Here is a 26367-nt window from a genome sequence, read left to right on the forward strand (position 1 = left end):
CATGCAGTCTGTTATCGAACGCATCAAGGCCGGGGCCCTGTGGGATTTTCATGGCGGCATCCATCCCCCAGAGAACAAGCATCAGTCGAGCCAGCACCCTGTCGTGCAGGCCGGGCTGCCCCCCGAGCTTATCATTCCGGTGCGCCAGCACGCGGGCCAGGCTGGCGCCTTGCTGGTCAAGGTCGGTGATAAGGTCAAGAAGGGCCAACCTCTCACGGCCTTCGAACGTGGCCGCTTCGTGCCGGTGCACGCCAGCAGCTCCGGGGTGATCAGCGCCATCGGCCAGCACACCGTTGCGCACCCATCCGGTCTCTCCGATCTCTGCATCACCCTTGTTCCCGATGGAGAAGATGCCTGGTGTGAACGTCAGCCTCAACCTGACTACTGGAATCTGGACAGAGTCAGCCTGCTCGAACGTATTCAAGGTGCGGGTATAGCGGGCCTGGGCGGCGCCGTCTTCCCGACCCACAGCAAGCTCGATGGCCATGGCCAGCTCACCGAGATCCTGATCATCAACGGCCTGGAGTGCGAGCCCTATATCACCACGGATGACCGGCTGATGCGTGAATACGCGGACGAGATCCTCGACGGCATCCGGGTGCTCAAGCATCTGCTCAAACCCAAGCTCACCCTGGTCGGCGTGGAAGACAACAAGCCGGACGCCGCCATGTCACTGCGCCAGCAGATAGCCGACGCCGAATCTGACATCCTGGTGCGAGAGGTACCGACCAAGTACCCCTCCGGGGGCGCCAAGCAGACCATAGAGCTGCTGACCGGTCGCCAGGTGCCCAAGGGGGGCCGGGCGGTCGATATTGGCATCATGGTGCTCAACGTCGCCACCGTGTTCGCCATCAAGCGCGCCGTCATGGATGGCGAGCCGCTCATCGAGCGCATCGTCACCCTCACTGGCGAGGCCTTCAAGCAGCCGGGCAATGCCTGGGTGCGCCTTGGCACCCCGGTACGCTGGCTCCTCAAGCGTTTCGAGCTGCAGCCGGAGCCGGGCCAGCGGGTGATCATGGGGGGCCCCATGATGGGCTTCACCCTGCCCCATGCCATGGTGCCCGTGGTCAAGGCCACCAACTGCCTGCTCGCGCCAACCCAGGTCGAGCTGCCCCCCCCCGAACCCGAGCAGTCCTGCATCCGCTGCAGCGCCTGCGCCGATGTCTGCCCCGCCACCCTGCTGCCCCAGGAGCTCTACTGGTACAGCCGTGCCAAGGAGTATGAGAAGGCCGAGAAGCTCAACCTGTTCGACTGCATCGAGTGCGGCGCCTGTGCCTGGGTCTGCCCGAGCCAGATCCCCCTGGTGCAGTACTACAAGATTGCCAAGGATGACATTCGCGAGGCTCGCGAAGAGGCCGAGAAGGCCGAACGGGCCCGCTTGCGCTTCGAAGCCAAGCAGGCCCGCTTCGAGCGGGACAAGGCCGCTCGCGAGGCCCGTCACGCAGAGGCTGCGGCGCAGCGCCGTCAGGCCATGGCCGCGGCCAGTGGCGAAGACCCGGTCGCTGCCGCCCTGGCGCGGATCAAGGCCAAACAGGATGCCCCCATCAACGAGGGCGCCCTGGATAACACGGCCATGGCCGCAGCCCGGGAGGCGCGCAAGCAAGAAGCACTGGCGCGCCGTGCCGCCAAGGCGGCGGAGCCGCAGGCTTCCCCCTCCGCCGTCAGTGACAGTGAACCCGCGACCGAGGCACCCGATCCCAAGAAAGCCGCCATTGCCGCCGCCATCGCCCGCGCCAAGGCCAAGAAGGCGGCAGAGGCCGCGCAACCTGACGGCGCCAGCGATGCCGTTTCACAGCAGGTAAGTGACGACGCCCCCGCGACCGAGGCACCCGATCCCAAGAAAGCAGCCATTGCCGCCGCCATCGCTCGCGCCAAGGCCAAGAAAGCGGCAGAGGCCGCGCAGCCTGATGCAGCCGTCGATGCCGTTTCACCGCAGGTGAGTGACGACGCCCCCGCGACCGAGGCACCCGATCCCAAGAAAGCAGCCATTGCCGCCGCCATCGCCCGCGCCAAGGCCAAGAAGGCGGCAGAGGCCGCGCAACCTGGCGGCGCCAGCGATGCCGTTTCACCACAGGTAAGTGACGACGCCCCCGCGACCGAGGCACCCGATCCCAAAAAAGCCGCCATTGCCGCCGCCATCGCCCGCGCCAAGGCCAAGAAGGCGGCAGAGGCCGCGCTGCCTGACGGCGCCAGCGATGCCGTTTCACCACAGGTGAGTGACGACGCCCCCGCGACCGAGGCACCCGATCCCAAGAAAGCGGCCATTGCCGCCGCCATCGCTCGCGCCAAGGCCAAGAAAGCGGCAGAGGCCGCGCAGCCTGACGCAGCCGTCGATACCCCTTCCTCGCAGGTGAGTGACGACGCCCCCGCGACCGAGGCACCCGATCCCAAAAAAGCCGCCATTGCCGCCGCCATCGCTCGCGCCAAGGCCAAGAAAGCGGCAGAGGCCGCGCAGCCTGACGCAGCCGTCGATACCCCTTCCTCGCAGGTGAGTGACGACGCCCCCGCGACCGAGGCACCCGATCCCAAAAAAGCCGCCATTGCCGCCGCCATCGCCCGCGCCAAAGCCAAGAAGGCCGAGCGGGACACCACCACAGACAGTGCTAGTCAGACTGATAGCAAGATGGATACCTGACTCATGTTCAACATCGCGAGTGCCCCCTTCGCCCATAACCGCAAGCAGACCCAGACCCTGATGGTGCTGGTGATCCTGGCCTGCCTGCCCGGGCTCGCCGCCCAGATCTGGTTCTTCGGCTGGGGAAGCGTCATCCAGATAACCCTGGCCGCGGTCACGGCGCTGGGTTGCGAAGCCTTGGTGCTGCGCCTGCGTGGCCGTCCCGTCAAGCCCGCGTTGCTCGATGGCAGCGCCCTGCTCACCGCCGTGCTGATAGGGCTGGCGCTGCCTCCTCTGCTGCCCTGGTGGATGACCCTGGTCGCGACCGCCTTTGCCATCATCATCGCCAAACACCTCTATGGGGGCCTGGGCCAGAACCTGTTCAATCCGGCCATGGTGGCCTATGTGCTGCTGCTGGTCTCCTTCCCGGTGCAGATGACCAGCTGGCTACCCCCCGACAGCATCCGCGCCTACGGACTGGGCTTTGGGGATGCCGTCTCGACCATTTTCACCGGCTTCAGTCTGGACGGCTACAGCATGGCCCAGCTCAAGCAGGGGATAGATGGTCTCACCATGGCGACCCCCCTCGACACCCTCAAGACTGGCCTCGGCCAGGGGCTGACCGCCAGCGAGGTCATGAGCCATGCGGTGTTCGAGGGTTGGGGCGGCATCGGCTGGAGCTGGGTCAATCTGGGCTATCTGCTGGGCGGCCTCTTCCTGCTGCAACAGAAGGTAATTGCCTGGCGCATCCCGGTCGCCGTGCTGGCCAGTCTGTTTGGCGCCGCGACCCTGGGTTATCTCATCAGCCCCGATGCCACCGGCACCCCCATGTTCCACCTGTTCAGCGGCGCCACCATGCTGGGAGCCTTCTTCATTGCCACCGATCCGGTCAGCGCCTCCACCACGGCCCGGGGCCGCCTCGTCTATGGCGCCCTCATCGGCATCCTGATCTACATCATTCGTCGTTTCGGGGGCTATCCCGATGCCATCGCCTTCGCCGTATTGCTGGCCAACCTCTGTGTACCCATGATTGACAGCCTGACTCGGCCCAAGACCTACGGAGAACGCCGTAAATGAGCGCCTCCTCATATCAAGCTTGCACAGTGCGGCTGGCCAACCTCTGCGTGACCACAGGGATTGACAGCCTGACTCGGCCCAAGACCCATGGAGAACGCCGTAAATGAGCGCCTCCTCATATCAACTGGCCAACCTCTGCGTGGCCACAGAGATTGACAGTCTGACTCGTCCCAAGACCCATGGAGAACGCCGTAAATGAGCGCCTCCTTCCCCGTTATTCAAGGAGCTCCCCAATGCTGAGCAGCATGCGCAAAAATGGGGTCACCCTGGCGTTGTTCGCCCTGGTCTGCACCAGCCTGGTCGTGGCCACCCATCTGCTCACCCAGGACAAGATTGCCCACCAGCAGCAGCGGGAGAAGCTCGCCACCTTGAATGAGCTGCTCCCTCCTGGCAGCTACGACAACGATCTGGTGGCCAGCTGCAAGCGAGTGACCAGCCCCCTGCTCGGCAGCGATCAGGCCATGCCGCTCTACACCGCGACTCAGGCGGGCAAGGTGACCGGTTATGCCCTGGAGACAGTTGCCCCCGATGGCTATAGCGGTGCCATCCGCCTCATCGTCGGCACCGACGCCAGTGGCAAGGTGAGCGGGGTGCGAGTCTTGGCTCACAAAGAGACCCCGGGGCTGGGGGACAAGATTGAGCTGAAGAAATCGAACTGGATCTTGAGCTTCAACGGTCATAGCCTGACCACGGATAACGCCAAGAGCTGGGCAGTCAAGAAGGATGGCGGTGATTTTGATGCCTTCACCGGCGCGACTATCACCCCGCGGGCCGTGGTCAAGGCAGTTGCCAACCTGCTGCGTTTGCAACAGACTCATCCCGAGGTGCTGGCAGATGCCCCCTCTTGTGAACGGGCCGGAGAGAGCCAATGAGCGACGAAAATCAAGGTTCTGAGGTCAAGGAGCTGATGCTCCAGGGGCTGTGGAAGAATAATCCCTCCCTGGTTCAGGTGCTGGGGCTCTGCCCGACCCTGGCGGTCTCCTCCACCTTCACCAACGCCCTGGGGCTGGGACTGGCCACCATGGCGGTGCTGATAGGCTCCAATCTGGCGGTCTCTCTGGTCCGCCACTGGGTGCCCCGCGACGTGCGCATCCCCATCTATGTGATGATCATCGCCTCCCTGGTGACCTGCGTGCAGCTGCTGATGAACGCCTACACCTACGGTCTCTATCAGGCCCTTGGCATCTTCATCGCGCTGATTGTCACCAACTGCGTCATCATAGGGCGGGCCGAGGCCTATGCCTCCAAACAGCCGCCCCTGCTGGCGGCCCTGGATGGCCTGATGATGGGACTCGGTTTCACGCTAGTGCTGCTGCTGCTCGGCGCCATGCGCGAGATCATCGGCATGGGCACCCTGTTTGATGGTGCCGAACTGCTATTGGGCGACTGGGCCAAGTCCCTGCGTATCGAGATCTTCGCACCGGGTTCGGCCTTGCTGCTGGCCATCCTGCCCCCCGGCGGCTTTATCGGCCTGGGGCTGCTCATCGCCGCCAAGAATGGCATCAATGACTGGCTGGGCCGCAAGCAGGTGGCAGAGAAGGCTCACTGCAGCGTACCGGCACCGGGCGCCCGCGCCACCGAGTTATAAGTACCATTTGCGGATGAGTGAGCGATGAATAACGAAAAGCGGCGCCAGATCCTGACACGACTGCGCGAAAACAATCCTGCACCCAAGACCGAGCTCAACTACAGCACCCCCTTCGAGCTGCTCATCGCGGTGCTGCTCTCGGCCCAGGCGACAGATGTCGGCGTCAACAAGGCGACCGACAAGCTCTATCCGGTCGCCAATACCCCGGCCAGCATACTGGCGCTCGGGGTCGATGGCCTCAAGCAGTACATCAAGACCATTGGCCTGTTCAATACCAAGGCCGAGAACGTCATCAAGACCTGCGCCATCTTGCTGGAACGCCATGGGGGTGAGGTGCCCGAAAACCGCGAGGCCCTCGAGGCTCTGCCGGGGGTGGGCCGCAAGACCGCCAATGTGGTGCTCAACACCGCCTTTGGCTGGCCGACCATCGCCGTGGACACCCATATTTTCCGGGTGTCGAATCGCACAGGTTTTGCGCCGGGCAAGAATGTGGATCAGGTGGAGGAGAAGCTGCTCAAGGTGGTCCCCGCCGAGTTCAAGCTGGATGTCCATCACTGGCTGATCCTCCATGGGCGCTACACCTGTCTCGCTCGCAAGCCGCGCTGCGGCTCCTGTATCATTGAAGACTTGTGTGAGTACAAAGAAAAAATCTACCCGGAGAACTGATCAATGAGAATCCTGCATACCATGCTGCGCGTTGGCGATCTGCAACGCTCCATCGACTTCTACACCCGTGTACTGGGCATGACCCTGCTGCGCAAGAGCGAGAATAGCCAGTACAAGTACACCCTGGCCTTCGTCGGTTATGGGGATGAGAAGGATGAGGCTGTCATCGAGCTGACCTACAACTGGGGCGTGAGCGAGTATGAGCTGGGCTCGGCCTACGGTCACATCGCCCTGGAAGCGGATGACATCTACGCCACCTGCGAGGCACTGCGCGCCGCCGGGGCCAAGATCACCCGCGAGCCGGGTCCCGTGATGGGCGGCAGCACCGTTATCGCCTTCGTCGAGGATCCTGACGGTTACAAGATTGAGCTGATCGCCAAGAAGGATGCAGGCGCAGGCCTGGGTGAGAGCCTCTAACATGCGGCGCTAGCCAGCCCTGTGCTCACCGCCTGGGCCGTTAATGAGAAGGGGGAGCCATTGGCTCCCCCTTCTGCGATGCGCGATCCCTGATGTCACAGCAAGCTGGGCTGACCATCGAGGAACACCAGCCGTTTGCCCGCCTGATTGGGGGCAACGAAGGGCAACTCGTTGCTGTTGACCACATAGATGCCGTTTTTGAACTGGAAGACAGGCACCGTTGGCAAGGCGCGGGGCACCAGCAGCTCACCGAGGTCGCTGCGCACCGTCAGCACGGTATAACGGCCCTGAGGGAGCCCCAGTATCGGGCCAAACTCGCTGCCATCGGCCTCACGGACCGCTTTGACGTAGACACTGAACTCCTCGTAGCCCGGCACCAGGCACTCGTGGGTATAGGCGCCGGTACTGACCGTGGTCACCAGCAGAGGCGCCTGATAGTCATGGCACACGAAGCCCGCGAGGTTGCCGGAGCGCAGCAGGGGTTGCAGGCGGATGGGCTCTTCGCGGATATCGGCAAGGGGTTCGCGGATCTGGTACTGCTCAAGCAGGACGCGGCGCACCACCTCGGCATCATCATAGGCTTCACCATCATGGAGGGGGGCGGTCACCACACTGGCGCGGGTCAGCGGATAAGCCTCGACCAGGGAGTCCGGCAGTATGATGCCTTTGCCCTCCTGTTCACTCAGGCTGGCTTGCTCGCGATAGGGGTTGTCACGGATCAGGTTGGGGTAGCCACCATAGGCGGTGACGTTCCAGGCCCAGCTCATGGTGGGCTCCTGAACATAATGGCCGTGTTGGTCGGGGGTATTGGCGCAACCACTCAGCGCCAAGCTGGATAGCAAACCCGCTAGGGCAGTCAATTTTCTCATCTGGGCTTGTCTCTCATCGCATCATGGCGCCAGCATCCCTTATCCGGCACCCGTGAGTCCCAAACTAGCAAAAATCAGATGGCTCCGCTACGCCCCATGCTAATCACCACCCGCCGGTTCCTGGCTCGTCCCTCTTCGGTCTCGTTGGAGGCGACATGCTGTTTCTCCCCATGGCCCTCCACCGAGATCTTGCCCTCCTCTATCCCCAAATCGAGGAACACCTTCTTGATGGCATCGGCCCGCTTCTCGGAGAGCTTCTGGTTGGGCCAGCGCCCGCCATAGCTGTCGCTGTAGGCGTCAATCACCACCACGTCGATGCTGGTGTCCGCCTTGATGAATTCGCTGATCATGGCGAGTCGTCGCTTGGAGGAAGCCGACAGGCTGTCGCGGTTCTTGTCATAGGTGAGCACGCTGAAGGCGATGTCATTGAAGCTGTAAGGCAAGAGACCATTCAGGCAATCCATGAAGGCCTGATACTTGACCCGAAAATTGACGTTGGAGAGCGACACCCGCACCGCCCGGTTCTGGCGATACCAGTCCCGGTACTGGAAGGTGGGCATGCGGCCACTCTCGAGTTCATCGAGCATGGTCCAGGCGGTCTGGCCATCGACCAGGCCGTCAAACTGCTTGAAGAAGCGGATCTGGCTGATATCCCGCCCGGCGAGACCCGGACGCCAGTTGGGGGGCATGCTGCCCAGGCTCACCGTCTGGGTCTGCGCCTGCTGACGCAGCCCCTTGAGTTCGAAATCGAGGTTGATCTTGCGCCCGGCCCGGCTCACGAAGGCCCCAGTGCCCCAGCTCGGGATGGGATGTTCGAGGCGACACTCGACCTGGCTGTCTGCCGTCAGGCGCCAGACGGATTGATCCAGGCCGGCGCCAAATTCGGCCACCCCCGCCTGCAAGTGCATGCTCACCGACATGCTGATCAATCCCAAGGTCCACCCCTTCACTCGCCTCTCCTCTGCCTGGTCCACGCACCTATCACAGGGGCGTTTTTCATCTGTCTCAAGGCTGTATCGGCATGAGCCGGGCAAGCTTTAGGGAGCAGGCGGCAATTCTTTGCCGCTCGAGACCAGAGGGCCGGGCCTGGGGTATAGGCAACCTTGACCGTCTGCCACCCAGGCGCGACACAAAATAAGAGGCTGGGTCTGCCACGTAGGCAATCCCGGTAGGCTGTTACCCAAGCACGACATACTAAGGGGCTGGGTCTACCAAGCAGGCAACCCGGCGGCCTGTCACCCGGGCGCGACAAATGAAGGCTGATTTGCCATAATGCCGCCTCACTTCAAGCCGACCGAGATCCCATGACCGACGCCGTTAACACTCTCAAAGGCCGTTTCCGTGGCTTTTACCCCGTCGTCATCGATGTTGAAACCGCTGGATTCAATGCCAAGACTGATGCCCTGCTCGAAATCGCCGCCTACACCCTCAAGATGGATGAGGCGGGCTGGCTGGTGCCCGATCAGGTCTTTCACTTCCACGTTGCCCCCTTCGAAGGCGCCAACCTGGAGAAAGCCGCCCTCGACTTTACCGGCATCGATCCCTACAACCCGCTGCGCGGCGCCGTAGACGAGAAGGAAGCGCTCACCGAGATCTTCAAGGGGATCCGCAAGGGCATGAAGGAGCAGGACTGCAACCGCGCCATCGTCGTGGCCCACAATGCCCCCTTCGATCACGGCTTCGTCATGGCCGCCGCCGAACGTGCCGGCCTCAAGCGCAATCCCTTCCACCCCTTTGCCACCTTCGACACCGCCGCGCTGTCTGGCCTGGCCCTGGGGCAGACGGTCTTGGCCAAGGCGTGCCAGAGCGCCCGTATCCCCTTCGATAACAAAGAGGCGCACTCGGCCCTCTATGACACCCAGCGCACCACCGAGCTGTTTTGTCATATCGTCAATCGCTGGAAGGCGCTGGGGGGTTGGCCCCTGCTGGAAACCGACGGGGCTGACGCTGAGGCAACGCCACAAGACGCGGCCTCCGAACAGTAACCACCTGTTGCCTTGCGAGAAGGGCTGCCACGGCAGCCCTTCTTTGATATCCGTCAGCTGAAATGACTGATTGAGTCATTTTTCTGAATTTATACTCGACTTTTGGCCCGTTTTTCGCAAACTAACGCCCTTTCACACGCCAGACAACAACACAATATTATAAGGAAGTCGCATGAATCCTGTTGTTATCGCAGTCTCGCTGATGCTGGTGCTCAGCCTGCTGCGGATCAATGTGGTCGTCTCATTGTCGGTCAGCGCCATCGTCGGCGGCCTGGTTGGCGGCCTCTCCCTCACCGATACCCTCAGCGCCTTCAGTGGCGGCCTGGGTGGCGGTGCAGAGATAGCCCTCTCCTACGCCATGCTGGGGGCCTTCGCGGTCGCCATCTCCCGCTCCGGCATCACGGATCTGCTGGCCCGCAAGGTGATAAACCAACTCGGCAAGGACGCGAGTGCGTCACGGATGCTCTGGGTCAAGACCCTGCTGCTCACCTCCGTGCTGGCGGTCGCCATCTCCTCCCAGAACCTGATCCCGGTCCACATCGCCTTCATTCCCATACTGATACCGCCGCTCTTGCACGTGATGGCCCAGATGAAGATGGACAGGCGTCAGGTCGCCTGCGTCATCACCTTCGGCCTGACCGCAACCTATATGCTGCTGCCGGTCGGCTTTGGCGGCATCTTCCTCAACAACATCCTGGCCAAGAACCTCATCGATAATGGGGTGACCCTGGTCAACAGCCAGATCCCCCAGGCCATGGCCCTGCCGGTATTTGGCATGTTCCTTGGGCTGCTGGTTGCCGTCTTTATCAGCTACCGCAAGCCCCGCGAATATGATCTGGCCAAGATCCTGGCCGCCGAGCCCGAATCCGTCGAGCTGAACCTGACCCACATCTGGGTCGCGCTGGTCGCCATCGCCGTGGCGCTGGGCCTGCAGCTTTACACCGACAGCATTGTGCTCGGTGCCCTTGCCGGTTTCATCATCTTCACCTGTGGTGGCGTCATCAAGTTTCGTGAGAGCCAGGATGCCTTCACCCAGGGGGTGCGCATGATGTCCCTCATCGGCTTTATCATGATCTCCGCCGCCGGTTTCGCCGCCGTGATGAAAGAGACCCAGGGGGTCGAGAGTCTGGTGCAATCCGTCTCCAGCCTGATTGGCCATCACAAGGGCATCGCCGCCTTCCTGATGCTGCTGGTCGGCCTGCTCATCACCATGGGCATCGGCTCCTCCTTCTCCACCGTGCCCATCATCGCGACCATCTATGTGCCGCTCTGTCTGCAGCTTGGCTTCTCCCCCATGGCGACCATCGCCCTGATCGGCACAGCCGGCGCCCTGGGTGATGCGGGATCCCCCGCCTCGGACTCCACCCTGGGGCCCACCTCTGGCCTGAACGCCGACGGCCAGCACGACCATATCTGGGACTCCGTGGTGCCGACCTTCATTCACTACAATATCCCGCTGATCCTGTTTGGCTGGGTCGCCGCCATGGTGCTCTAACCCGCCGCAATCGGCCTCATCGCCAGATAACAACGCCCTCGCCAGTCATGGCGAGGGCTTTTTACTGGGCGCATCGCAGGGACGGGCAATCACCCCGTGAAAGAACCATGGCTTATATACTGCTAGTGACCAACAAGGAGCTACCCCATGAAACCTGCATATTGGCTGATTGCCCTGCTGTTTAGCACCCCTGCCCTGGCGTTCCACTGCCCGGTCGACATGAAACAGATAGACGATGCCCTCGCGACAGGCCCGGCACTCAGCGCCGAGCAGCTCGCCGAGGTCAAGACCCTCAGAGCCGAAGGCGAAACCCTGCACAAGGCCGGTCGCCATCAAGAGTCCGTCGATACCCTGGCCAAGGCCAAGGCACTGCTCGGCATCGACAAGATCTGATCCTCGGCGGCGCCAGCAATCCGCCCCCTGCCGTGCTTGATTGATAGATAGCAAAAGCCCCCGCCACGGCGAGGGCTTTTTCATGATGGCGTCTGGCAAGCAAGCCGGGGACCCTGGTCGATGCTCAGACCCGGCCGCTATAGACCAGGGTGCGATAGTTAAAGGCTATCTGACCCTCGATGGCGTGGTGGGCAAACTCGTGCCGGATCAGCGCCGCCAGCGCCTCATAGGCTGGCGTCCCGATGGCGGGAGCGTAAGAGGAGGAGTTGAGCCGCCCCAGCACACCATCAAGATCGAACATCTGGCAGTTGTCGAAACACTCCAGCCGGTACTCTCCCTCGAAGAAGGCGTCGAAGTCGGCCTCGCCAAGGTTGCGATGATTGACCTCCTCATAGTCACCGGAATAGGCACGCAGCCCCGCCTCATAGGCCTTGAGAAACGGGGTGTCGGTCAGCCTGTCATTCCAGATGAGGGCGACCCGGCCACCTGGCTTCAACACTCGGCGACACTCGGCCTTGAAGGCTGCTCGGTCAAACCAGTGGAAGGCCTGAGCGACCGTCACCAGATCCAGACTGGCATCGGCCAGACCGGTTGCCTCCGCGCTCCCCGCCTGCCAGCGGATATTGCTGGCCCCGGCCAGCAGCGCCTCGGCGGCAGCGCGCATCTCCGCATTGGGTTCCAGGGCCCAGACCCGGCTCACCCGAGGCGCGAGCTGCGCCGTCAATATGCCGGTACCCGCCCCGATATCGGCCACCACGGCATCGGGTCCCATGGCAAGCTCCTGGATGAGAAAATCCAGCATGGCCGCCGGGTAGCCAGGGCGGTATTTCACATAGGCCTCAACCCGGGCCGAAAATCGTTGGGTACTGTCCATTGCATGCTCCTCTTGGGGGATGGCCTCTGGATAAGGGCGATAACGCGGCATTGGCCGCCGTGACAAGATGATCCCGTGGGTTTGAGCCTATCATGCCCAGTCCCATTCCTGGCATCATGCCCGGCAAGAGAGCCACCCTGCGTAATGCTGTCACTCGGTCAACCAATCGATGGCCGCAGCTTCATCATCGAACGCCTTCACCTCCCCCGAGAGAAACCAGTTGCCGACCCTGGCAGCGAGGGTCTGCCAGCCCTGCTGACCATAGAGGGCTATCTTGCCAAACTCGCTGCCATGCCTGAGCCCGAGGGTGAGATCGTCCCAGGCGGCGCGCAGCTCCCAGCCTTCCAGCTCGCGGGCATCGAGCAGCACCCTCACCCCCCTGCCCTCGACCCGGCTCAGCGCCGCCTCCAGCATGGGAGTGATGGCCAGATAATCCTCATGGCTGAGCTTGCCGACCGCCTTGATTGAAATAAAAGAGACATCATTCACCCGGGCCAGCCCCAGGGTCAGGCCATGTTGTTGCATCGTCATCCCGCATCTCCTGTGACGGCTGAATGCCAGCTCATTCTGGCGTCCTATCAATTGAGTCTATCCCTGACAGGGAGAGGCAGCCCCCCGGCCTGATCCTCAAGCCAAGGGATCTAAAAAGGCGTGGGAAATGTGACTACCTATATCAGCCCTGCCCCTCAACCAGCATGGGCAACAGCAAGGCCATGGCTATCACATCTTGCCTGAATGCCAAGTAGCCAACCCGACACTCACCATGGTTGGTATTGAAGGGGTGCAAACCGCAAGTAGCCCGTATTCTTCTGCCGTTTCCGTTCGCGCTATGGCATCACCGTCAGACAGATCAACAAAAAAGGCCTTGCGCGATGCAAGGCCTTCTCACTTTTCAACTTAGCTACCCGAGCTCATCTTGCTGAGCACTGTGCCCCGCTTGATGGCACCGATCATGTGCCTCACTCCCCGATGTAATCCTCGGTCGGGATGCAGGAGCAGAACAGGTTGCGATCGCCGTAGACGTCATCGATGCGGTTGACCGAGGGCCACAGCTTGGCGGCGCGCACCGCGCTGGACGGGAATACCGCCTCGGCGCGGGTATAAGCCCGCTCCCAGCGCTCGTCCATGACATCATCCTGGGTGTGGGGGGCATTGACCAATGGGTTGTCGGTCAGGCTCCAGTGGCCATCCTTCACCTTCTCCATCTCGGCGCGAATGGCGGTCATGGCTTCGATGAAGCGATCCAGCTCGGCCTTGGACTCGGATTCGGTCGGTTCGACCATCAGGGTTCCCGCCACCGGGAAGCTCATGGTCGGCGCGTGGAAACCGTAGTCCATCAGACGCTTGGCCACATCCATCTCGCTGATGCCACAGGCCTCCTTGAGGGGACGAATATCCAGGATGCACTCGTGGGCGACGCGGTTGTTGCGGCCGGTGTAGAGCACAGGGAAGGCTTCCCCCAGTTTCTTGGCCAGGTAGTTGGCGTTGAGGATGGCGACCTGAGTCGATTTCTTCAGCCCCTCGTCACCCAGCATGGCGATATACATCCAGCTGATGGGCAGGATGCTGGCCGAGCCAAAGGGCGCGGCAGAGACGGCGCCATTGTCGCGGCTGCTCTTGTCGGTCTTGATGACGGCGTGGCCGGCCACGAAGGGGGCCAGGTGCTGCTTGACGCCGATGGGGCCCATGCCTGGACCGCCACCGCCATGGGGAATGGCAAAGGTCTTGTGCAAGTTGAGGTGGGACACATCGGCACCGATAAAGCCTGGCGCCGTCACGCCGACCTGGGCGTTCATGTTGGCGCCATCCAGGTAGACCTGACCACCGTACTGGTGAACGATGTCGCACACCTCCTTGATGGTCTCCTCATACACCCCGTGGGTGGAGGGATAGGTGACCATCAGGCAGGAGAGCCTGTCTCCCACTTCCGCGGCCTTGGCGCGCAAGTCGTCAAGATCGACGTTACCGGACTTGTCACAGGCGGTGACGATCACCTTGAGGCTCGCCATCTGGGCGGAGGCCGGGTTGGTGCCGTGGGCCGACGCCGGAATGAGGCAGACATCGCGATGCCCTTCGCCGCGGGACTCGTGGTACTTCTTGATGGCCAACAGACCGGCGTATTCGCCCTGAGCGCCGGAGTTTGGCTGCATGCAGACCGCATCATAGCCGGTGATCTTGACCAGCCACTCTTCGAGGTCTGCCAGCAGCAGCTGGTAACCTTTAGCCTGCGCCAGCGGGGCGAAGGGGTGCAGCTTGCCAAACTCGGGCCAGGTCACCGGGATCATCTCGGCGGTGGCGTTGAGCTTCATGGTGCAGGAGCCCAGGGAGATCATGGCGTAGTTCAGGGCCAGATCCTTGGCTTCGAGACGGTGGATGTAGCGCAGCATCTCGGTTTCGGAATGGTACTTGTTGAACACCTCGTGGGTCAGCACGGCATCGCTGCGCAGCAGCTCGGCGGGGATGGCCTGATGAGCCTGCGCCTTGGCATCCAGGGTCTCGATATCCAGCCCGTGCCCCTGGCCCAGGAAGAGCTCAAACAGCTCGGCCACATCTTCGCGGGTGCTGGTCTCGGACAGGGAGACACCGACCGCGCCATCCAGGTCGGCGCGCAGGTTGATGTTCATGGCATCGCCACGGGCTACCAGGGCGGCCTTGTCGGCGGTCAGGAGTGTGATGGTGTCGAACCAGCTGTCGTGCTTGAGGGTCAACCCCTTGGCGGTGAGTCCCAATGCCAGGATGCTGGTCAGACGGTGCACGCGGTTGGCGATGGTTTTGAGGCCAACCGGGCCGTGATAGACGGCATAGAAGCTCGCCATGTTGGCCAGCAGCACCTGGGCGGTACAGATGTTGGAGTTGGCCTTCTCGCGGCGGATATGCTGCTCGCGGGTCTGCATGGCCATGCGCAGGGCAGACTTGCCGCGGCTGTCTTTGGAGACGCCAATGATGCGGCCCGGCATGGAGCGCTTGTAGGCATCACGGGTGGCGAAAAATGCCGCGTGAGGACCACCGTAGCCCATGGGCACACCGAAGCGCTGGGCGCTACCCAGCACCACGTCGGCACCCAGTTCGCCCGGGGACTTGAGCAGCAGCAGGGAGAGCATGTCGGCACTGACACAAGCCAGACCCTTCTGGGCCTGTACGGCCTTGATCAGCGCCCCCAGATCGGTCACTTCACCCGTGGTCGAGGGGTACTGGAACAGGGCACCAAACACCTCCTCGTTCACGGCGTCGGCGGCCGGGGCCACCACCAGCTCGAAGCCGAAATGGACGGCACGCTCGCGCACCACGTCGATCACCTGGGGGTGAACGTCATCGGCGACGAAGAAGAGGTTGGACTTGGACTTGGCCATGCGCTTGGCCAGGGCCATGGCCTCGGCGGCGGCAGTGGCTTCATCGAGCAGAGAGGCGCTCGCCAGATCCATGCCGGTCAGATCCAGGGTCAGCTGCTGGAAATTGAGCAGGGCTTCGAGGCGGCCCTGGGCCAGCTCGGGCTGATAAGGGGTATAGGCGGTGTACCAACCCGGATTTTCCAGCACGTTGCGCAAGATGACGTGGGGCACATGGGTGTCGTGATAACCCATGCCGATGTAGCTCTTGGCGATACGGTTCTGAGCGGCGTAGCCCTTGAGCTTGGCCAGGGCCTCTACTTCCGTCATGGGCGCGCCTATGCCAAGCGGCGCCTCGCGACGAATGGCGGCGGGCACGGTCTGGCTGATGAGGTCATCCAGACTCTCGGCACCGACAGTGGCCAGCAGGGCGCGCAGTTCGCTCTCGCCCGGGCCTATGTGGCGACGCAGAAAATTGGTTTTTTGCTCGAGTTCAAACAGTGACTGGGTCATTTCCCTATTTCCTAGTAGATATGCCTGATAGAAGATCTTGCCAAGGGATGAGATCTCGCTCGGCAGCTCGCGGGCACTTGCCCACGGCGGATAAAACAGGCGCCCGCACAGGATAATTCCGCGGGGCGGGCCTGGGATGCGCGCCAGTTGGCAAGGCGCACTCCCATGGCGAAGCCCGCGCTGTGCAGGGGCTCATAGCAAAAGGCCCTGCACGCGTGCAGGGCCTGGGCGACATTACTCTTCGTCGACGACGTTCTGGTAGCCGTCGGCATCCAGCAGATTTGCCAGCTCCTCGGCGTCGTCCAGCTTGATACGGAACAACCAGCCAGCGCCGTAAGGATCGGAGTTGACCAGCTCGGGACTCCCTTCCAGCTCTTCGTTGACGGCGATGATTTCACCGCTCACCGGGCTGTAAATGTCGGAGGCCGCCTTGACGGACTCGGCCACGGCGCAGTCGTCACCGGCACCAACCTGCTTGCCCACTTCCGGCAAGTCAACGAACACCATGTCACCCAGCAGCTCCTGGGCGTGCTCGGAGATACCGACCACGGCCTCACCGTTGGCTTCGACACGGATCCACTCGTGGGAAGTGGCATATTTCAGTTCGCTCGGGATATGGCTCATGTGTGCTTCCTTTATTCACTTGCATCATTGAACAGGGGTGACCCGGGGTGGACCCCGAGCCTGAAACGATAAACGTTATACCAATTTCTGGCCGTTGCGTACAAAGGCGGGCTTGGTCACCTTCACGGTTACCAGCTTCTTGCGAAGCTCGACTTCGGCCACGTCACCGATGTCGCGAGGCACCCGGGCCAGGGCAATGGAGAGTCCCAGGGTCGGCGAGAAGGAGCCTGAGGTGATCACCCCGGTGCGTGACTCGCCCTGGGCATTGGTGAAGCTGACCGGCATGCCGGTGCGCAGCACCCCTTTCTCTTCCATCAACAGCCCGACCAGCTTGGGCTGATCCCCGGCGGCCTTCTGGGCTTCCAGGGCCGCGCGGCCGATGAAGTCACGGCTGCTCGGCTCCCAGGCGATGGTCCAGGCCATGTTGGCGGCCAGGGGGCTGATGCTCTCGTCCATGTCCTGGCCGTAGAGGTTCATGCCCGCCTCAAGACGCAGAGTGTCCCGGGCGCCCAGACCGCAGGGCGCCACGCCCGCGTCGAGCAGGGCTTGCCACAGGTCGCAGGCCTGATGCTCCGGCACCACGATTTCGTAACCCTCTTCGCCGGTATAGCCGGTGGTGGCGATGAACAGATCCCCGGCTTGTACCCCGAAGAAGGGCTTCATGCCCGCGACGGCGGCGTTCTGCTCGGCATTGAATACCTTGGCGGCCAGCGCCTTGGCCTCTGGCCCCTGCACGGCGATCATCGCCAGGGAGGGTTGTTCGGTGACGGTCACCGCGAAGGCGGCGGCGTGCTGGCGGATCCAGGCCAGATCCTTGTCGCGGGTGGCGGAGTTGACCACCATGCGATAGAAGCTGTCGTCCAGATAATAGGTAATGAGGTCATCGATGACCCCACCCTCAGGGGTCAGCATGCCGCTGTAGAGCGCCTTGCCCGGGGTGGTGAGTTTGGCCACGTCATTGGCCAGCAGATGTTGCAGGAAGGCTTTCACCCGCTCGCCGGTCAAATCGACGATGGTCATGTGAGAGACATCGAACATGCCCGCCTGGGTGCGCACCACATGGTGCTCTTCCAGTTGAGAGCCGTAGTTGATGGGCATCTCCCAGCCGTGAAAATCGACCATCTTGGCGCCGGCTTCCAGGTGCTTGGGGTGCAATACGGTAGTCTGGGTCATCGCTGTTTTTCCTTAAAACCTGGGCCTGCCTCATCCCGGTTCCCGGGTGGAGCAGGAGGCCACAGGGCCTGGGCTCGCTCCCGACATCGCCATGGGCGCTGCGGGACTGGTTCCTTCAATGGCGCGGATTATAAGACAAGCGGGATGGAGCACCGCTTAAAAAAAACTAATCCACAACATGCTGATAGCGGCCAAACACTATGATAAAAACAGAGGAAAAAACAGTATTGACCGGTAGTTTTCAGGGTTAAATTTTGATTTTTACCGTCTCGTCACAATTTATAGGAAAACGTTTCGCCAGCTTTCCATATTAAAGGCTGATGCCATAAACGCGCACATCAGCCTATCGGATTACTTTTATTGTAAAAAATGGCGCCTGGGATTAGTTTTTTTCACCCGGCATACCCCAAAATGCCTCGCCACGCTGCTCGGTGCGGGCCAGGAGGGGCAGCTCCCCCTCCAGTCCCATGGCGCTGCGGATCAGGCGCTGCTTGACAGGGATCATGGCATCGACGGCGCTTAAGCCCACACCTCGCACCAGCTTCTTAAGGGGATGAGCGCCACCAAACAGCCGCTTCAACCCCTCCATGGCGGCCAACATCCGGCTCGCCTCCGTCTTGCGCCAGCGCTCATAACTGCGCAGCCCGGCCAGGGTACCGATATCCCGTCCCTTGGCGACATGGGTCAGCAGCGTCTGCGCCAGGGCGGCGGCATCCATCAGCCCCAGATTGACCCCCTGCCCCGCCAGCGGATGTATGGTGTGAGCCGCATCGCCGACCAGCACCAGCCGCTCCCGGGCAAAGTCGCGGGCGTAACGGGCGGTGAGCGGTATGGCACTGCGGGCTCCCTCCACCCGGCACAGGCCGAGACGCGCATCGAAGGCGGCGGTGAGCGCGCGGTTGAAGTGCTCTTCATCGCACCCTTGCAGCCGCAGCGCCTCATCGGCGGGCAGCGACCAGACGATGGAGCTGAGAGTGGGCTGCCAGAGCGGCAGGAAGGCGAGCGGTCCGGCGGGGCTGAAGATCTGGCGGGCCACGGCCCCATGCTCCTCGGTGGTGCGCACTGTGGCGACCAGGGCATGGTGGCCATAATCCCAGCTGGTCAGGGGAATATCGGCCTGTTTTCGCACCCAGGAGTGAGCGCCATCGGCGGCCACCACCAGCTTGGCCGACAGCACTCGGCCATCTTCCAGCGTCAGCATGGCATGCTCTTGCCCCTGTTGCAGGCTTGTGGCCCGGGCCGGCGCCAGCAGGTCGATATGAGCAGCCCCCGAGATGGCCTCTTGCAGTGCCAATTGAACAACCCTGTTCTCGACGATGTGACCAAGCCAGGGCAACCCCAGGCTGGCGGCATCGAACTCGATGCGGGCGAAGCTGTCGCGCTCCCACACCTGCATCTGCTGGTAACCTTGCAAACGGCGTGCGGTGATGCCCTGCCAGGCGCCGACCCCACGCAGGATCTGCTGACTGGCGAGGCTCAGGGCGCTGACCCTGTTATCCGGCGTCGCCGCCAGCGCGGGATCCGGCAATTGCCCCTCGATGATGGCTATCTTGAGTGCGCTCTGTTTGAGCGCCGCGGCGAGCGCCAGACCCACCATGCCGCCCCCCACGATGACCAGATCGTATTGCGCCATGCTCGGTTGCACCCTGTTCCGTTGCACCATGTCATGCTGCTCCATGGCTTACTCCTTAGTGACTGGGCTGATAAAGCCCAGGGTCTGGCGAGCCAGAGGGCCCTTGAGGCAGCTGGCGCGCGCCATCAGAGAGAGCGCCAGATTACGACCGGCCACCAGGGGGCCATGGTCGTTGGAAAAGAGCTGGGCCAGGGCCGAGGTGAGCCAGATGGTGGCCTCTTGATCTCCCTTTCGCCCTTGCCAGTAACGGCTCAGCACCGGGTAACCGCCAATGTCCTCCCCCTGTGCCAGGGCGCTGGCCACGATGGCGCAGAGGGCATCGAGATCGCGCATGCCGAGGTTGAACCCCTGCCCCGCGATAGGGTGCAACAGATGGGCGGCGTTGCCCACCAGCACGGTCCTTTGCCCCAGAGGGTAATCGGCTGCCGTGAGTGCCAGCGGGTAGCAGTGACGTACCCCGGTGCGCAGGAAGCGGCCAAGCCGCCAGCCAAATGCCTGCTGCAATTGGGCCAGGAAGGCCTCGTCATTCAGGGCCATGATGCTGTCAGCCTCCTCCCCCGGCATGCTCCAGACCAGAGAGCTGAGCCCTTGCTGCATCGGCAGCAGCGCCAGGGGGCCGCCGTCGGTGAAGCGCTCGAAGGCGCGCCCGGCCGGATGCGCGGCGGTTTGCACCGTGGCTATCACGGCGCTCTGACGGTAGTCATGGCGGCGTACCGGGATATTGAGGGCCTGGCGCACGAAAGAGTGGCCGCCATCGGCCGCGACCAGCAAGGCGGTGATGATCTGCTCCCCCGTGGCCAGAGCCAGCTCGACGGCGTGCTCCCTTGGGGTGACCCCCGTCAACTGCACCGGGCAGAGCATGCGAATATTGGCCGTCTGCGCGATGGCTTCTTGCAGGACCTGACCGGCGGCGCCGAGCTCAATCACCTGACCCAGGGCGGGCAAATCATATTCAGCGGCCGTCATGCGGGTCTGGCCGAGATGGCCTCGGTCCGAGACATGGATGTGGGTGATGGGGGTGGCATGGGGGGCCAGCCCCGCCCAGAGGCCATGGCGAGCCAGCGCCTCGCAGGTACCGGCGGCCAGCGCAATGGCGCGCGCATCGAAGCCGGGATGCGCGCCCTGTGCGAGGGCACTCGCCTCCAGCAGCACTATCTGCAAGGGCCTGCCATCCGGTCGGCGCAGTGCGGCGAGGGAGAGGGCCAGCACGGCGCCACTCATGCCACCGCCAACCAGGGTGATATCGGCCTGCAGGACAGGTGAATGGGCGGTTGCGGTCGGATCAGTGTGAGTCATGGGATGAAGAGAATCCGATAAAACGTGGGGCCATGCTATCACAGTTGCCCCCGCTGGGATGGGAGGTGGCGGGCAAAAATGGTGCCCGCCCCGCAAACCCGCAAACAGACGAGGCAGCCATGGCTGCCTCGTCGAGTGGGTGCTGTCTACCCCGGATCAATGCAGCGTCGGCGGCGCATCCGGCGTGTCGGGACGCTTGCCGAACTCTTCGAAGGTCATCATGACCCCCAGTTTGACATGCTCATAGAGCACCAGGAAGGCGACCTCGTTCTCCTCGTCCTCCTGATCGAACTCCTCCGAGACCTGGGTGATGTTGGCGATGTCCTGGATCATCTCCTGCAGCTCCTCGGACGCCTTGGAGAGCTCTTGCTGCACCACGCCAAAGCCCGCCAGGAAGGCCTGGGACCAATCCACCAGCCCATCGATACGCTCATCCAGGGGGGCATCATCACTAGGCAGCAACAGCTCCACTCCTTTCTGGGCCATCAGCCCCTCGATGGCGTCCTGGTAGAGCTCCGTCATCACCTGGCGCACCTGGGCCGGCAGACCGAAACCGTCGTTCACCAGATCGTTGAAAGGGGCTAACCAGCTCTTGTCATCAAGAGGAACGCCACCGCAGATCAGGCCACAGATAACGCCGTGGGCCTCCACTGCCGTGGCCATCAGCTCGTGCTGGTCCATGAGGTCGGCCAGGGCCGCATAATTGGGGGGGGTTGTCTTGCTCATCGGGGATCCGCTCAAAGTTCAGTCAAATAGCCGGAATTGATGGTCAAGATCCTAGCATTCTCACCCGCCCAGAGCCAGCAAGGCCTTGAAACTTCTGCATCTGCGCTATATAGTCCCGCCCAGTTGTCCACATGGATAAAGGCGGAAATCACCCCCGCCGTATTGAGGAAGGCATGAGCACAGAGGCCGTAGAAATCGTCGTTTTGGGACGTCCCTACAAGGTATCCTGTCCCCCAGGACAGCAGGATGCCCTGCGCCAGGCCGCCGATCAGTTATCCAGCAAGCTTGTCGAGCTGCGTCAACGCTCCAAGGTCTCCAGCAATGAACAGCTGGCCATCATGGCGGCGCTCAATTTCTGTCATGAGCTCTGCCTTGAAAAAGAGAAGAACCACCAATACTCTGAGACCATGGACAAGCGGATCAAGATGCTGCAACGCACCATAGAAGCAGCCCTGATCGAGCATGGACAGTATGGTGACAATGGCGAAGAGGCCAAAAAGCCTTAACGCGCGACCCGTTTTAAAATTCCCTGGAGTGTTTGTCAGCCGGTTCAAGTCCCCGAGCCGATAATCAAACCAAACAGGGGATCGGCCTTCTGGCTATTGTGCATGCTCGGCTCGACCGAGAAGCCTGCGGTCAGACTCGATCTCCGCCTTGAACCTACGGTTCAAGGGCCCAAACCGGCAACGGCATCTCCGGGGTACCAACAGCAAAAGGCCCGTCATCTTGATGACGGGCCTTTTCTTTTGTCTCTTTTGCGCAGCCTGTCGCTGCGAACACGCCCCTCCAGATCAGCGGGCCCCATTGAGGGGCTTGTCACCTGTCGGCACCCGGAGGGGGCCGTCTCGCCCCCCTGCCTCCATCACCATCCAATCCGAGCTGGCGGTGCGGGCACACCATGCCCAGCGGCTCGCTTTGGCGATAACGCCGCACAGGCATGGCAGGCTTAGGTGAGCCGAAGCAGATTCTCCGCTTGCTGGGAGGGGGTCACCAGCACGGGGATGGATTTGGAAGTGGGCGTAAAGGAGCCCTCCCCCACGCTGTCGATGGGCACCAGCGGGTTGGTTTCCGGGTAGTAAGCGGCAATGTTGCCCTGGGGAATGTCATAGAGCGCCACGCTAAAACCCGTGACGATGCGCTCCCGGCCATCGTTGCAGATGGCGGCCATATCCACCCTGCTGCCCTCCTCCAGACCGAGGCGATGGGCATCCGTCTGGTTCATGAACACCACCTTGCGCTGGCCCTTGATGCCGCGATAGCGATCATCCATGCCGTAGATGGTGGTGTTGTACTGATCGTGGGAGCGCAGGCTCTGCAGCAGCAACACAGGTTGATCCGTCATCTGTTCGGCATGGCGAGTGCATTCGGGCAGCACAGAGCGTGGCAAACGGCTTGCCCGAAACTCGGCGCTGCCGCTGCTGGTTTTCCACAGCAACTGGGCCGCCGAGTTATCCAGATGGAAGCCACAAGGCTGCTGGATGCGGGCATTGAAGTCACTGAAGCCGGCAATGGTCTGCTCGATGAGGCAGCGAATGCGGCCGTAGTCATCCCGCAGCGCCAACCAGTCGACGCGCTCACTCCCCAAAGTGGCATGGGCCATGCGCGCTACGATGTCGGTCTCCGACAGGCAGAGCGCGGACAGGGGTTCCGCGGCCCCGGTCGAGGCGTGCACCATGCTGAAGGTATCCTCCACCGTGATTTTCTGGTTGCCGGTGCGCTGAATGTCGAGCTCGGTGCGGCCGAGGCAGGGCAGGATCAACGCGGCCTTGCCCACCTGCAAGTGGCTGCGGTTGAGCTTGGTGCTGATCTGCACATTGAGTTCAGTGGCCCCCATGGCGGCATGGGTGAAGGCCGTATCGGGCGCGGCCGCCGCCAGGTTGCCCCCCAGGCAGATGAGCACCTTGCTCCTGCCCTCGTGCAGCGCCTTGAGCGCCTCATAGACATTGTGGCCAGGTGCCCTGGGCAGACTCACTTGCAGATGGCGTTCGATGCGCTCGATGAAGGCTGCGGTCGGTTTTTCATTGATGCCCATGGTGCGGTTGCCCTGCACGTTGCTGTGGCCACGCACCGGACAGAGCCCCGCCCCCGGCTTGCCCAACTGGCCGCGCAGCAGGTGCAGGTTGACGATTTCACGTATGGTATCGACCGAATGCAGGTGCTGGGTGATCCCCATGGCCCAGCAGCTGATGACGCTGCTGCTGGCGGCAAAGACCCGAGCGGCCTGCACGATGTCCGCCTGGGCTAGCCCGGACTGCTGTACTATCTCGGCCCAGTCGGTGGCGCGCACCTGCTGTTCATACTCGTCGAAATGCCGGGTATGGCGGGTGATAAAGTCGCGATCCACCGCCTCTGGCAGCTCTTCCAGGATGTACTTGGCCATGCCACGCATGGCCGCCATGTCACCGCCCAACCTGGGGGTCAGATACTGGTGGCTGATGGTGGTGGCCGCCGGGGTCAGCAGTTCGAGCGGGCTCTGGGGGCTGGCGAATCGCTCCAGGGCCACCTCTTTGAGATTGTTGAAGCTGACAATCTTGCACCCCTGGCGCGCCGCCTGGCGCAGGGCATTCATCATGCGCGGGTGGTTGGTGCCCGGGTTCTGGCCATAGACGAAGATGGCGCCGGCGCGGTCAAAGTCATCCAGCACCACTGTCCCCTTGCCAATGCCCACCGCCTGAGTCAGCGCCACCCCGCTCGCCTCGTGACACATGTTGGAGCAGTCGGGGAAGTTGTTGGTGCCAAACAGGCGGCCAAACAGCTGATAGAGGTAGGAGGCTTCGTTGCTGGCACGGCCCGAGGTATAGAACTCGACCCGATCCGGGCTATCCAGGCCTGTCAGTTTCTCGGCAATCAATGCAAACGCATCATCCCAACTGACCGGCTCGTAGTGATCGGTTGCGGGGTTGTAGCGCATCGGCTCGGTCAGACGCCCCTGATACTCCAGCCAGTAGTCGCTCTGATTGGCGAGCTGGCGCACCGAATGGCTGGCAAAAAAGTCCGCGCCCACCGTCTTGCCCGTCGACTCCCAGGCCACCGCCTTGGCGCCGTTCTCGCAGAACTGGAAAGCACCGTGGTCGTTGTCCCCCCAGGCGCAGCCCGGGCAGTCGAAGCCATCGGTCTGGTTGACCCGCAGCAGATTCTTGATGTTCTGCTTGGTTTTCTGGCTGCGTAACACCTGCTTCATGGTGGATTGCAGGGACGAAAATCCGCCGGCTTTGGCAGGCTTTTCAATATGGCTCATGAGACTCTCCGATGGGACTCGACGGGTGATGGCTGGAATAGCACACAGGCGCATCGAACTTGGGAATATGGACGACATTGAGGTTGTATTTGAGGGCCAGCCTCACCGCCAGTTGACTGGGGGACGCGAGGCAGACGAGATGGCGAGCGCCAAACAGCACGGCTTTTTGAATAAGCTCGCTGCCACAGCGACTGGTCACCACCAGGGTGTCGCAGGCAAGCTGCTGGCGCAGCAACAGGCCGATCAGCTTGTCGAGGGCATTGTGCCGACCGATATCCTCCCGGCAATGGAGGATCTGGCCCTGCTCGTCCAGCGCCAGGGCCGCATGGATGGCCCCATACTGCTGCGCCTTGAGCTGCCACTGGGCAATCTGTGGTCTCAACCCGGCCAATAATCCCGCATCAAGGGGAGGCGTGAGTGGCAGGGGGCGCAGCTCGGGGAATGCCTGCTCGACCGCCTCCACCCCGCAGATGCCACAGCCGGTTGCCCCGGTCAGCCTGCGCCGACGCTGCTGCAGCCGCGCCAGGCAACGATTGGCGATGGTCACATCCAGCACGAAGCCCAGCTCAGCAGGGGTCACCCGGATATCATGCACATCGTGGTTGTGCGCGATGATCGACTCGCAGAACAGGAAACCAATGGCAAAATCGTCGAGATCGTCCGGGGTCGCCATCATAACCGCATGGTTGATGCCATTGATGTTGATGGAGACGGCCACCTCCTCCACCAGATGATCCAGCGCAGGCAGGGGGTGCGAATTGACAGCGGCGGCAACGGGACAGTGCGCAGGCATGAATGAGTGGCCTAAAAATACAAACTGCATTCAAGTTTAGAGAGACAACTGCTGTAAAACCAATGAATTAAATCTATATGTTGATAGAACTATTCTATTGAATAGTGATTTTCAATTGATTAGTGTTGGCACTCACCTCCCCCAGCCCCTGCAAGAGCATGATGAACATCAAGCAGCTGCACTACTTTCATGAGCTGGCCCATCACCAGCACTTCGCCAAGGCAGCCAAGGCGTGCCACATCACCCAGCCCACCCTGTCGGCCAGCATCACGGCACTGGAAAAGAGCGTCGGCACCGATCTCGTGGTACGCACCAGTCAGTTTGTCGCCCTCACCGAGGCCGGGGAGCTGGTGCGCCAGTATGCCGAGCGGATGTTGCTGGAACAGGAGGCGCTCAAACAGGAGCTAGGGCGCTTTCACGGCGAGCTGTCAGGCACCCTGCGCATCGGCATAGTCCCGCAGTCCAATGTCGACATCATGCCGCTCATCGCCAGTTACCAGGCACGCTATCCCGATATCGCCATCCGCCTGTCGGTGCTGAGCAACGAGGCCCTGCTGTCGCAACTGGAACTGCACCAGTGCGACATTGGCCTGGGCTTTGACGAGTCGCTGAGCGCCCCGAACCGGCGCGCCTTTCACCTATACCCCCAGGGCCACAACCGCATGGCCCTGTTGATGAGCCGCAGTGATGCCATCACCTTGCAGAGTGCGGCCCCCATCCCCCTCGCCAGCCTGCAAGGCAAGCCGCTCGTACTGCCCAGCCGGAACATGCAATTTCGCCACTATCTGGATCTCGCCGCCGAGCGCGCAGGCATCAGCCTGAAGATAGTGATCGAAACCGACTCCCTCTTCCATCTGACCAGCGCCGTCCACCACCAGCTGGGCTGGGCCATCGTCAGCGCCGGTCTCGCCCACTCGGCCAGTCAGCTTTCCGACCTGGACTACCGGCTGCTCGAGCCACTCGATGTCGGGCGCACCCTCTTCATGACCCGTCAGCACAGCATCACCCCCGCCATGCGCGCCTTTCTCGCCCTGGTCACGGAGACGACGGATCCCGCCCCATAGCCG

23 protein-coding genes and 1 other RNA gene are annotated in these 26367 nt (G+C 62.3%); 12 read left to right on the top strand and 12 right to left on the bottom strand.

Annotated features, from left to right (window positions below; genetic code table 11):
- Position 1 precedes the first annotated feature (1 nt).
- The 6 genes from rsxC to gloA all read left to right on the top strand — a co-directional run bounded on the left by rsxC (position 2) and on the right by gloA (position 6362).
- A complete protein-coding gene (rsxC, locus tag KYK33_RS12085; protein ID WP_224430672.1) occupies positions 2-2635 on the top strand; it encodes an electron transport complex subunit RsxC in 2634 nt (877 codons plus the stop codon).
- Between the two features lie 3 nt (positions 2636-2638).
- Positions 2639-3691 (top strand): electron transport complex subunit RsxD, encoded by a 1053-nt coding sequence (gene rsxD / locus KYK33_RS12090; protein ID WP_224430673.1) that lies wholly within the window; start codon positions 2639-2641, stop codon positions 3689-3691.
- A 233-nt stretch (positions 3692-3924) separates the two neighbouring features.
- A complete protein-coding gene (rsxG, locus tag KYK33_RS12095; RefSeq protein ID WP_224430674.1) occupies positions 3925-4563 on the top strand; it encodes an electron transport complex subunit RsxG in 639 nt (212 codons plus the stop codon).
- Entirely contained in the window at positions 4560-5279 is a 720-nt protein-coding gene (locus KYK33_RS12100) for an electron transport complex subunit E (RefSeq protein WP_042042234.1), read from the top strand. Before rsxG ends, KYK33_RS12100 begins: the two co-directional genes overlap by 4 nt.
- Before the next feature lie 24 nt (positions 5280-5303).
- Positions 5304-5945 (top strand): endonuclease III, encoded by a 642-nt coding sequence (nth, locus tag KYK33_RS12105; protein ID WP_042042235.1) that lies wholly within the window; start codon positions 5304-5306, stop codon positions 5943-5945.
- Positions 5946-5948: 3 nt separating this feature from the next.
- Entirely contained in the window at positions 5949-6362 is a 414-nt protein-coding gene (gene gloA / locus KYK33_RS12110; protein ID WP_224430675.1) for a lactoylglutathione lyase, read from the top strand.
- 95 nt (positions 6363-6457) lie between these two features.
- Here gloA and KYK33_RS12115 read toward each other — a convergent pair whose 3' ends face one another.
- Together KYK33_RS12115 and KYK33_RS12120 are read right to left on the bottom strand one after the other, a co-directional pair.
- A complete protein-coding gene (locus tag KYK33_RS12115; protein ID WP_224430676.1) occupies positions 6458-7129 on the bottom strand; it encodes a hypothetical protein in 672 nt (223 codons plus the stop codon).
- Positions 7130-7305: 176 nt separating this feature from the next.
- Positions 7306-8181, bottom strand: coding sequence for a flagellar protein MotY (locus KYK33_RS12120; protein ID WP_198135268.1), 876 nt, complete (start codon positions 8179-8181; stop codon positions 7306-7308).
- Between the two features lie 354 nt (positions 8182-8535).
- Here KYK33_RS12120 and rnt point away from each other — a divergent pair, with 354 nt between their 5' ends.
- The 3 genes from rnt (at position 8536) to KYK33_RS12135 (ending at position 11104) form a co-directional block, all read left to right on the top strand.
- Positions 8536-9216 (top strand): ribonuclease T, encoded by a 681-nt coding sequence (rnt, locus tag KYK33_RS12125; RefSeq protein WP_042042238.1) that lies wholly within the window; start codon positions 8536-8538, stop codon positions 9214-9216.
- Positions 9217-9388: 172 nt separating this feature from the next.
- On the top strand, positions 9389-10711 hold the full coding sequence (locus tag KYK33_RS12130; RefSeq protein WP_042042239.1) for a Na+/H+ antiporter family protein: 1323 nt from the start codon (positions 9389-9391) through the stop codon (positions 10709-10711).
- A gap of 147 nt (positions 10712-10858) precedes the next feature.
- Complete coding sequence (locus tag KYK33_RS12135) at positions 10859-11104, top strand: hypothetical protein (RefSeq protein WP_042042240.1); 246 nt, start codon at positions 10859-10861, stop codon at positions 11102-11104.
- A gap of 124 nt (positions 11105-11228) precedes the next feature.
- Here the strand turns inward: KYK33_RS12135 and KYK33_RS12140 are convergent, their stop codons facing one another.
- The 8 genes from KYK33_RS12140 to KYK33_RS12175 form a co-directional block, all read right to left on the bottom strand.
- Entirely contained in the window at positions 11229-11978 is a 750-nt protein-coding gene (locus KYK33_RS12140) for a class I SAM-dependent methyltransferase (protein WP_224430677.1), read from the bottom strand.
- 150 nt (positions 11979-12128) lie between these two features.
- The gene (locus KYK33_RS12145; RefSeq protein ID WP_224430678.1) at positions 12129-12509 is read right to left on the bottom strand and encodes a SpoIIAA family protein; all 381 of its coding nucleotides are present in this window, start codon (positions 12507-12509) and stop codon (positions 12129-12131) included.
- 428 nt (positions 12510-12937) lie between these two features.
- Complete coding sequence (gene gcvP, locus KYK33_RS12150) at positions 12938-15817, bottom strand: aminomethyl-transferring glycine dehydrogenase (protein WP_224430679.1); 2880 nt, start codon at positions 15815-15817, stop codon at positions 12938-12940.
- Between the two features lie 234 nt (positions 15818-16051).
- On the bottom strand, positions 16052-16441 hold the full coding sequence (gene gcvH, locus KYK33_RS12155; RefSeq protein ID WP_042042245.1) for a glycine cleavage system protein GcvH: 390 nt from the start codon (positions 16439-16441) through the stop codon (positions 16052-16054).
- 75 nt (positions 16442-16516) lie between these two features.
- Positions 16517-17614 carry a glycine cleavage system aminomethyltransferase GcvT gene (gene gcvT, locus KYK33_RS12160; protein WP_042042246.1) on the bottom strand — a complete coding sequence of 366 codons (1098 nt, stop codon included), beginning with the start codon at positions 17612-17614 and terminating at the stop codon, positions 16517-16519.
- 382 nt (positions 17615-17996) lie between these two features.
- Positions 17997-19292 (bottom strand): FAD-dependent 2-octaprenylphenol hydroxylase, encoded by a 1296-nt coding sequence (locus KYK33_RS12165; protein ID WP_396021340.1) that lies wholly within the window; start codon positions 19290-19292, stop codon positions 17997-17999.
- Positions 19293-19295: 3 nt separating this feature from the next.
- Positions 19296-20543, bottom strand: a complete 1248-nt coding sequence (gene ubiH / locus KYK33_RS12170; protein WP_224430680.1) for a 2-octaprenyl-6-methoxyphenyl hydroxylase — start codon at positions 20541-20543, stop codon at positions 19296-19298.
- A gap of 156 nt (positions 20544-20699) precedes the next feature.
- Positions 20700-21269 carry a UPF0149 family protein gene (locus tag KYK33_RS12175; protein ID WP_042042248.1) on the bottom strand — a complete coding sequence of 190 codons (570 nt, stop codon included), beginning with the start codon at positions 21267-21269 and terminating at the stop codon, positions 20700-20702.
- Between the two features lie 173 nt (positions 21270-21442).
- On the opposite strand from KYK33_RS12175, the gene zapA reads away from it, so the two are divergent.
- Entirely contained in the window at positions 21443-21775 is a 333-nt protein-coding gene (zapA, locus tag KYK33_RS12180) for a cell division protein ZapA (protein WP_042042249.1), read from the top strand.
- A 17-nt stretch (positions 21776-21792) separates the two neighbouring features.
- A non-coding RNA gene (gene ssrS / locus KYK33_RS12185) (6S RNA) lies at positions 21793-21975 on the top strand.
- 240 nt (positions 21976-22215) lie between these two features.
- Here the strand turns inward: ssrS and KYK33_RS12190 are convergent.
- Positions 22216-24507: an FdhF/YdeP family oxidoreductase gene (locus KYK33_RS12190; RefSeq protein WP_224430681.1), complete on the bottom strand. Its 2292-nt coding sequence runs from the start codon at positions 24505-24507 to the stop codon at positions 22216-22218.
- Complete coding sequence (locus KYK33_RS12195; RefSeq protein ID WP_224430682.1) at positions 24494-25300, bottom strand: formate dehydrogenase accessory sulfurtransferase FdhD; 807 nt, start codon at positions 25298-25300, stop codon at positions 24494-24496. Before KYK33_RS12195 ends, KYK33_RS12190 begins: the two co-directional genes overlap by 14 nt.
- 161 nt (positions 25301-25461) lie before the next feature.
- On the opposite strand from KYK33_RS12195, the gene KYK33_RS12200 reads away from it, so the two are divergent.
- Positions 25462-26364: a LysR family transcriptional regulator gene (locus tag KYK33_RS12200; protein WP_224430683.1), complete on the top strand. Its 903-nt coding sequence runs from the start codon at positions 25462-25464 to the stop codon at positions 26362-26364.
- The last annotated feature ends 3 nt before the right edge of the window (positions 26365-26367 follow it).

This window comes from Aeromonas rivuli, assembly GCF_020149575.1.
Lineage (GTDB): Bacteria > Pseudomonadota > Gammaproteobacteria > Enterobacterales > Aeromonadaceae > Aeromonas > Aeromonas rivuli.

Bases quoted from the DNA above. Each gene is read 5' to 3' on its own strand.
- KYK33_RS12130 (WP_042042239.1), top strand. From the start codon at position 9,389: ATGAATCCTGTTGTTATCGCAGTCTCGCTGATGCTGGTGCTCAGCCTG.
- rsxC (WP_224430672.1), top strand. From the start codon at position 2: ATGCAGTCTGTTATCGAACGCATCAAGGCCGGGGCCCTGTGGGATTTT.
- rsxG (WP_224430674.1), top strand. From the start codon at position 3,925: ATGCTGAGCAGCATGCGCAAAAATGGGGTCACCCTGGCGTTGTTCGCC.
- KYK33_RS12140 (WP_224430677.1), bottom strand. From the start codon at position 11,978: ATGGACAGTACCCAACGATTTTCGGCCCGGGTTGAGGCCTATGTGAAA.
- rsxD (WP_224430673.1), top strand. From the start codon at position 2,639: ATGTTCAACATCGCGAGTGCCCCCTTCGCCCATAACCGCAAGCAGACC.
- KYK33_RS12190 (WP_224430681.1), bottom strand. From the start codon at position 24,507: ATGAGCCATATTGAAAAGCCTGCCAAAGCCGGCGGATTTTCGTCCCTG.
- KYK33_RS12175 (WP_042042248.1), bottom strand. From the start codon at position 21,269: ATGAGCAAGACAACCCCCCCCAATTATGCGGCCCTGGCCGACCTCATG.
- nth (WP_042042235.1), top strand. From the start codon at position 5,304: ATGAATAACGAAAAGCGGCGCCAGATCCTGACACGACTGCGCGAAAAC.
- KYK33_RS12195 (WP_224430682.1), bottom strand. From the start codon at position 25,300: ATGCCTGCGCACTGTCCCGTTGCCGCCGCTGTCAATTCGCACCCCCTG.
- rnt (WP_042042238.1), top strand. From the start codon at position 8,536: ATGACCGACGCCGTTAACACTCTCAAAGGCCGTTTCCGTGGCTTTTAC.
- gloA (WP_224430675.1), top strand. From the start codon at position 5,949: ATGAGAATCCTGCATACCATGCTGCGCGTTGGCGATCTGCAACGCTCC.
- KYK33_RS12165 (WP_396021340.1), bottom strand. From the start codon at position 19,292: ATGGAGCAGCATGACATGGTGCAACGGAACAGGGTGCAACCGAGCATG.
- gcvT (WP_042042246.1), bottom strand. From the start codon at position 17,614: ATGACCCAGACTACCGTATTGCACCCCAAGCACCTGGAAGCCGGCGCC.
- gcvP (WP_224430679.1), bottom strand. From the start codon at position 15,817: ATGACCCAGTCACTGTTTGAACTCGAGCAAAAAACCAATTTTCTGCGT.
- KYK33_RS12115 (WP_224430676.1), bottom strand. From the start codon at position 7,129: ATGAGCTGGGCCTGGAACGTCACCGCCTATGGTGGCTACCCCAACCTG.
- KYK33_RS12145 (WP_224430678.1), bottom strand. From the start codon at position 12,509: ATGACGATGCAACAACATGGCCTGACCCTGGGGCTGGCCCGGGTGAAT.
- gcvH (WP_042042245.1), bottom strand. From the start codon at position 16,441: ATGAGCCATATCCCGAGCGAACTGAAATATGCCACTTCCCACGAGTGG.
- ubiH (WP_224430680.1), bottom strand. From the start codon at position 20,543: ATGACTCACACTGATCCGACCGCAACCGCCCATTCACCTGTCCTGCAG.
- KYK33_RS12200 (WP_224430683.1), top strand. From the start codon at position 25,462: ATGAACATCAAGCAGCTGCACTACTTTCATGAGCTGGCCCATCACCAG.
- KYK33_RS12100 (WP_042042234.1), top strand. From the start codon at position 4,560: ATGAGCGACGAAAATCAAGGTTCTGAGGTCAAGGAGCTGATGCTCCAG.
- zapA (WP_042042249.1), top strand. From the start codon at position 21,443: ATGAGCACAGAGGCCGTAGAAATCGTCGTTTTGGGACGTCCCTACAAG.
- KYK33_RS12135 (WP_042042240.1), top strand. From the start codon at position 10,859: ATGAAACCTGCATATTGGCTGATTGCCCTGCTGTTTAGCACCCCTGCC.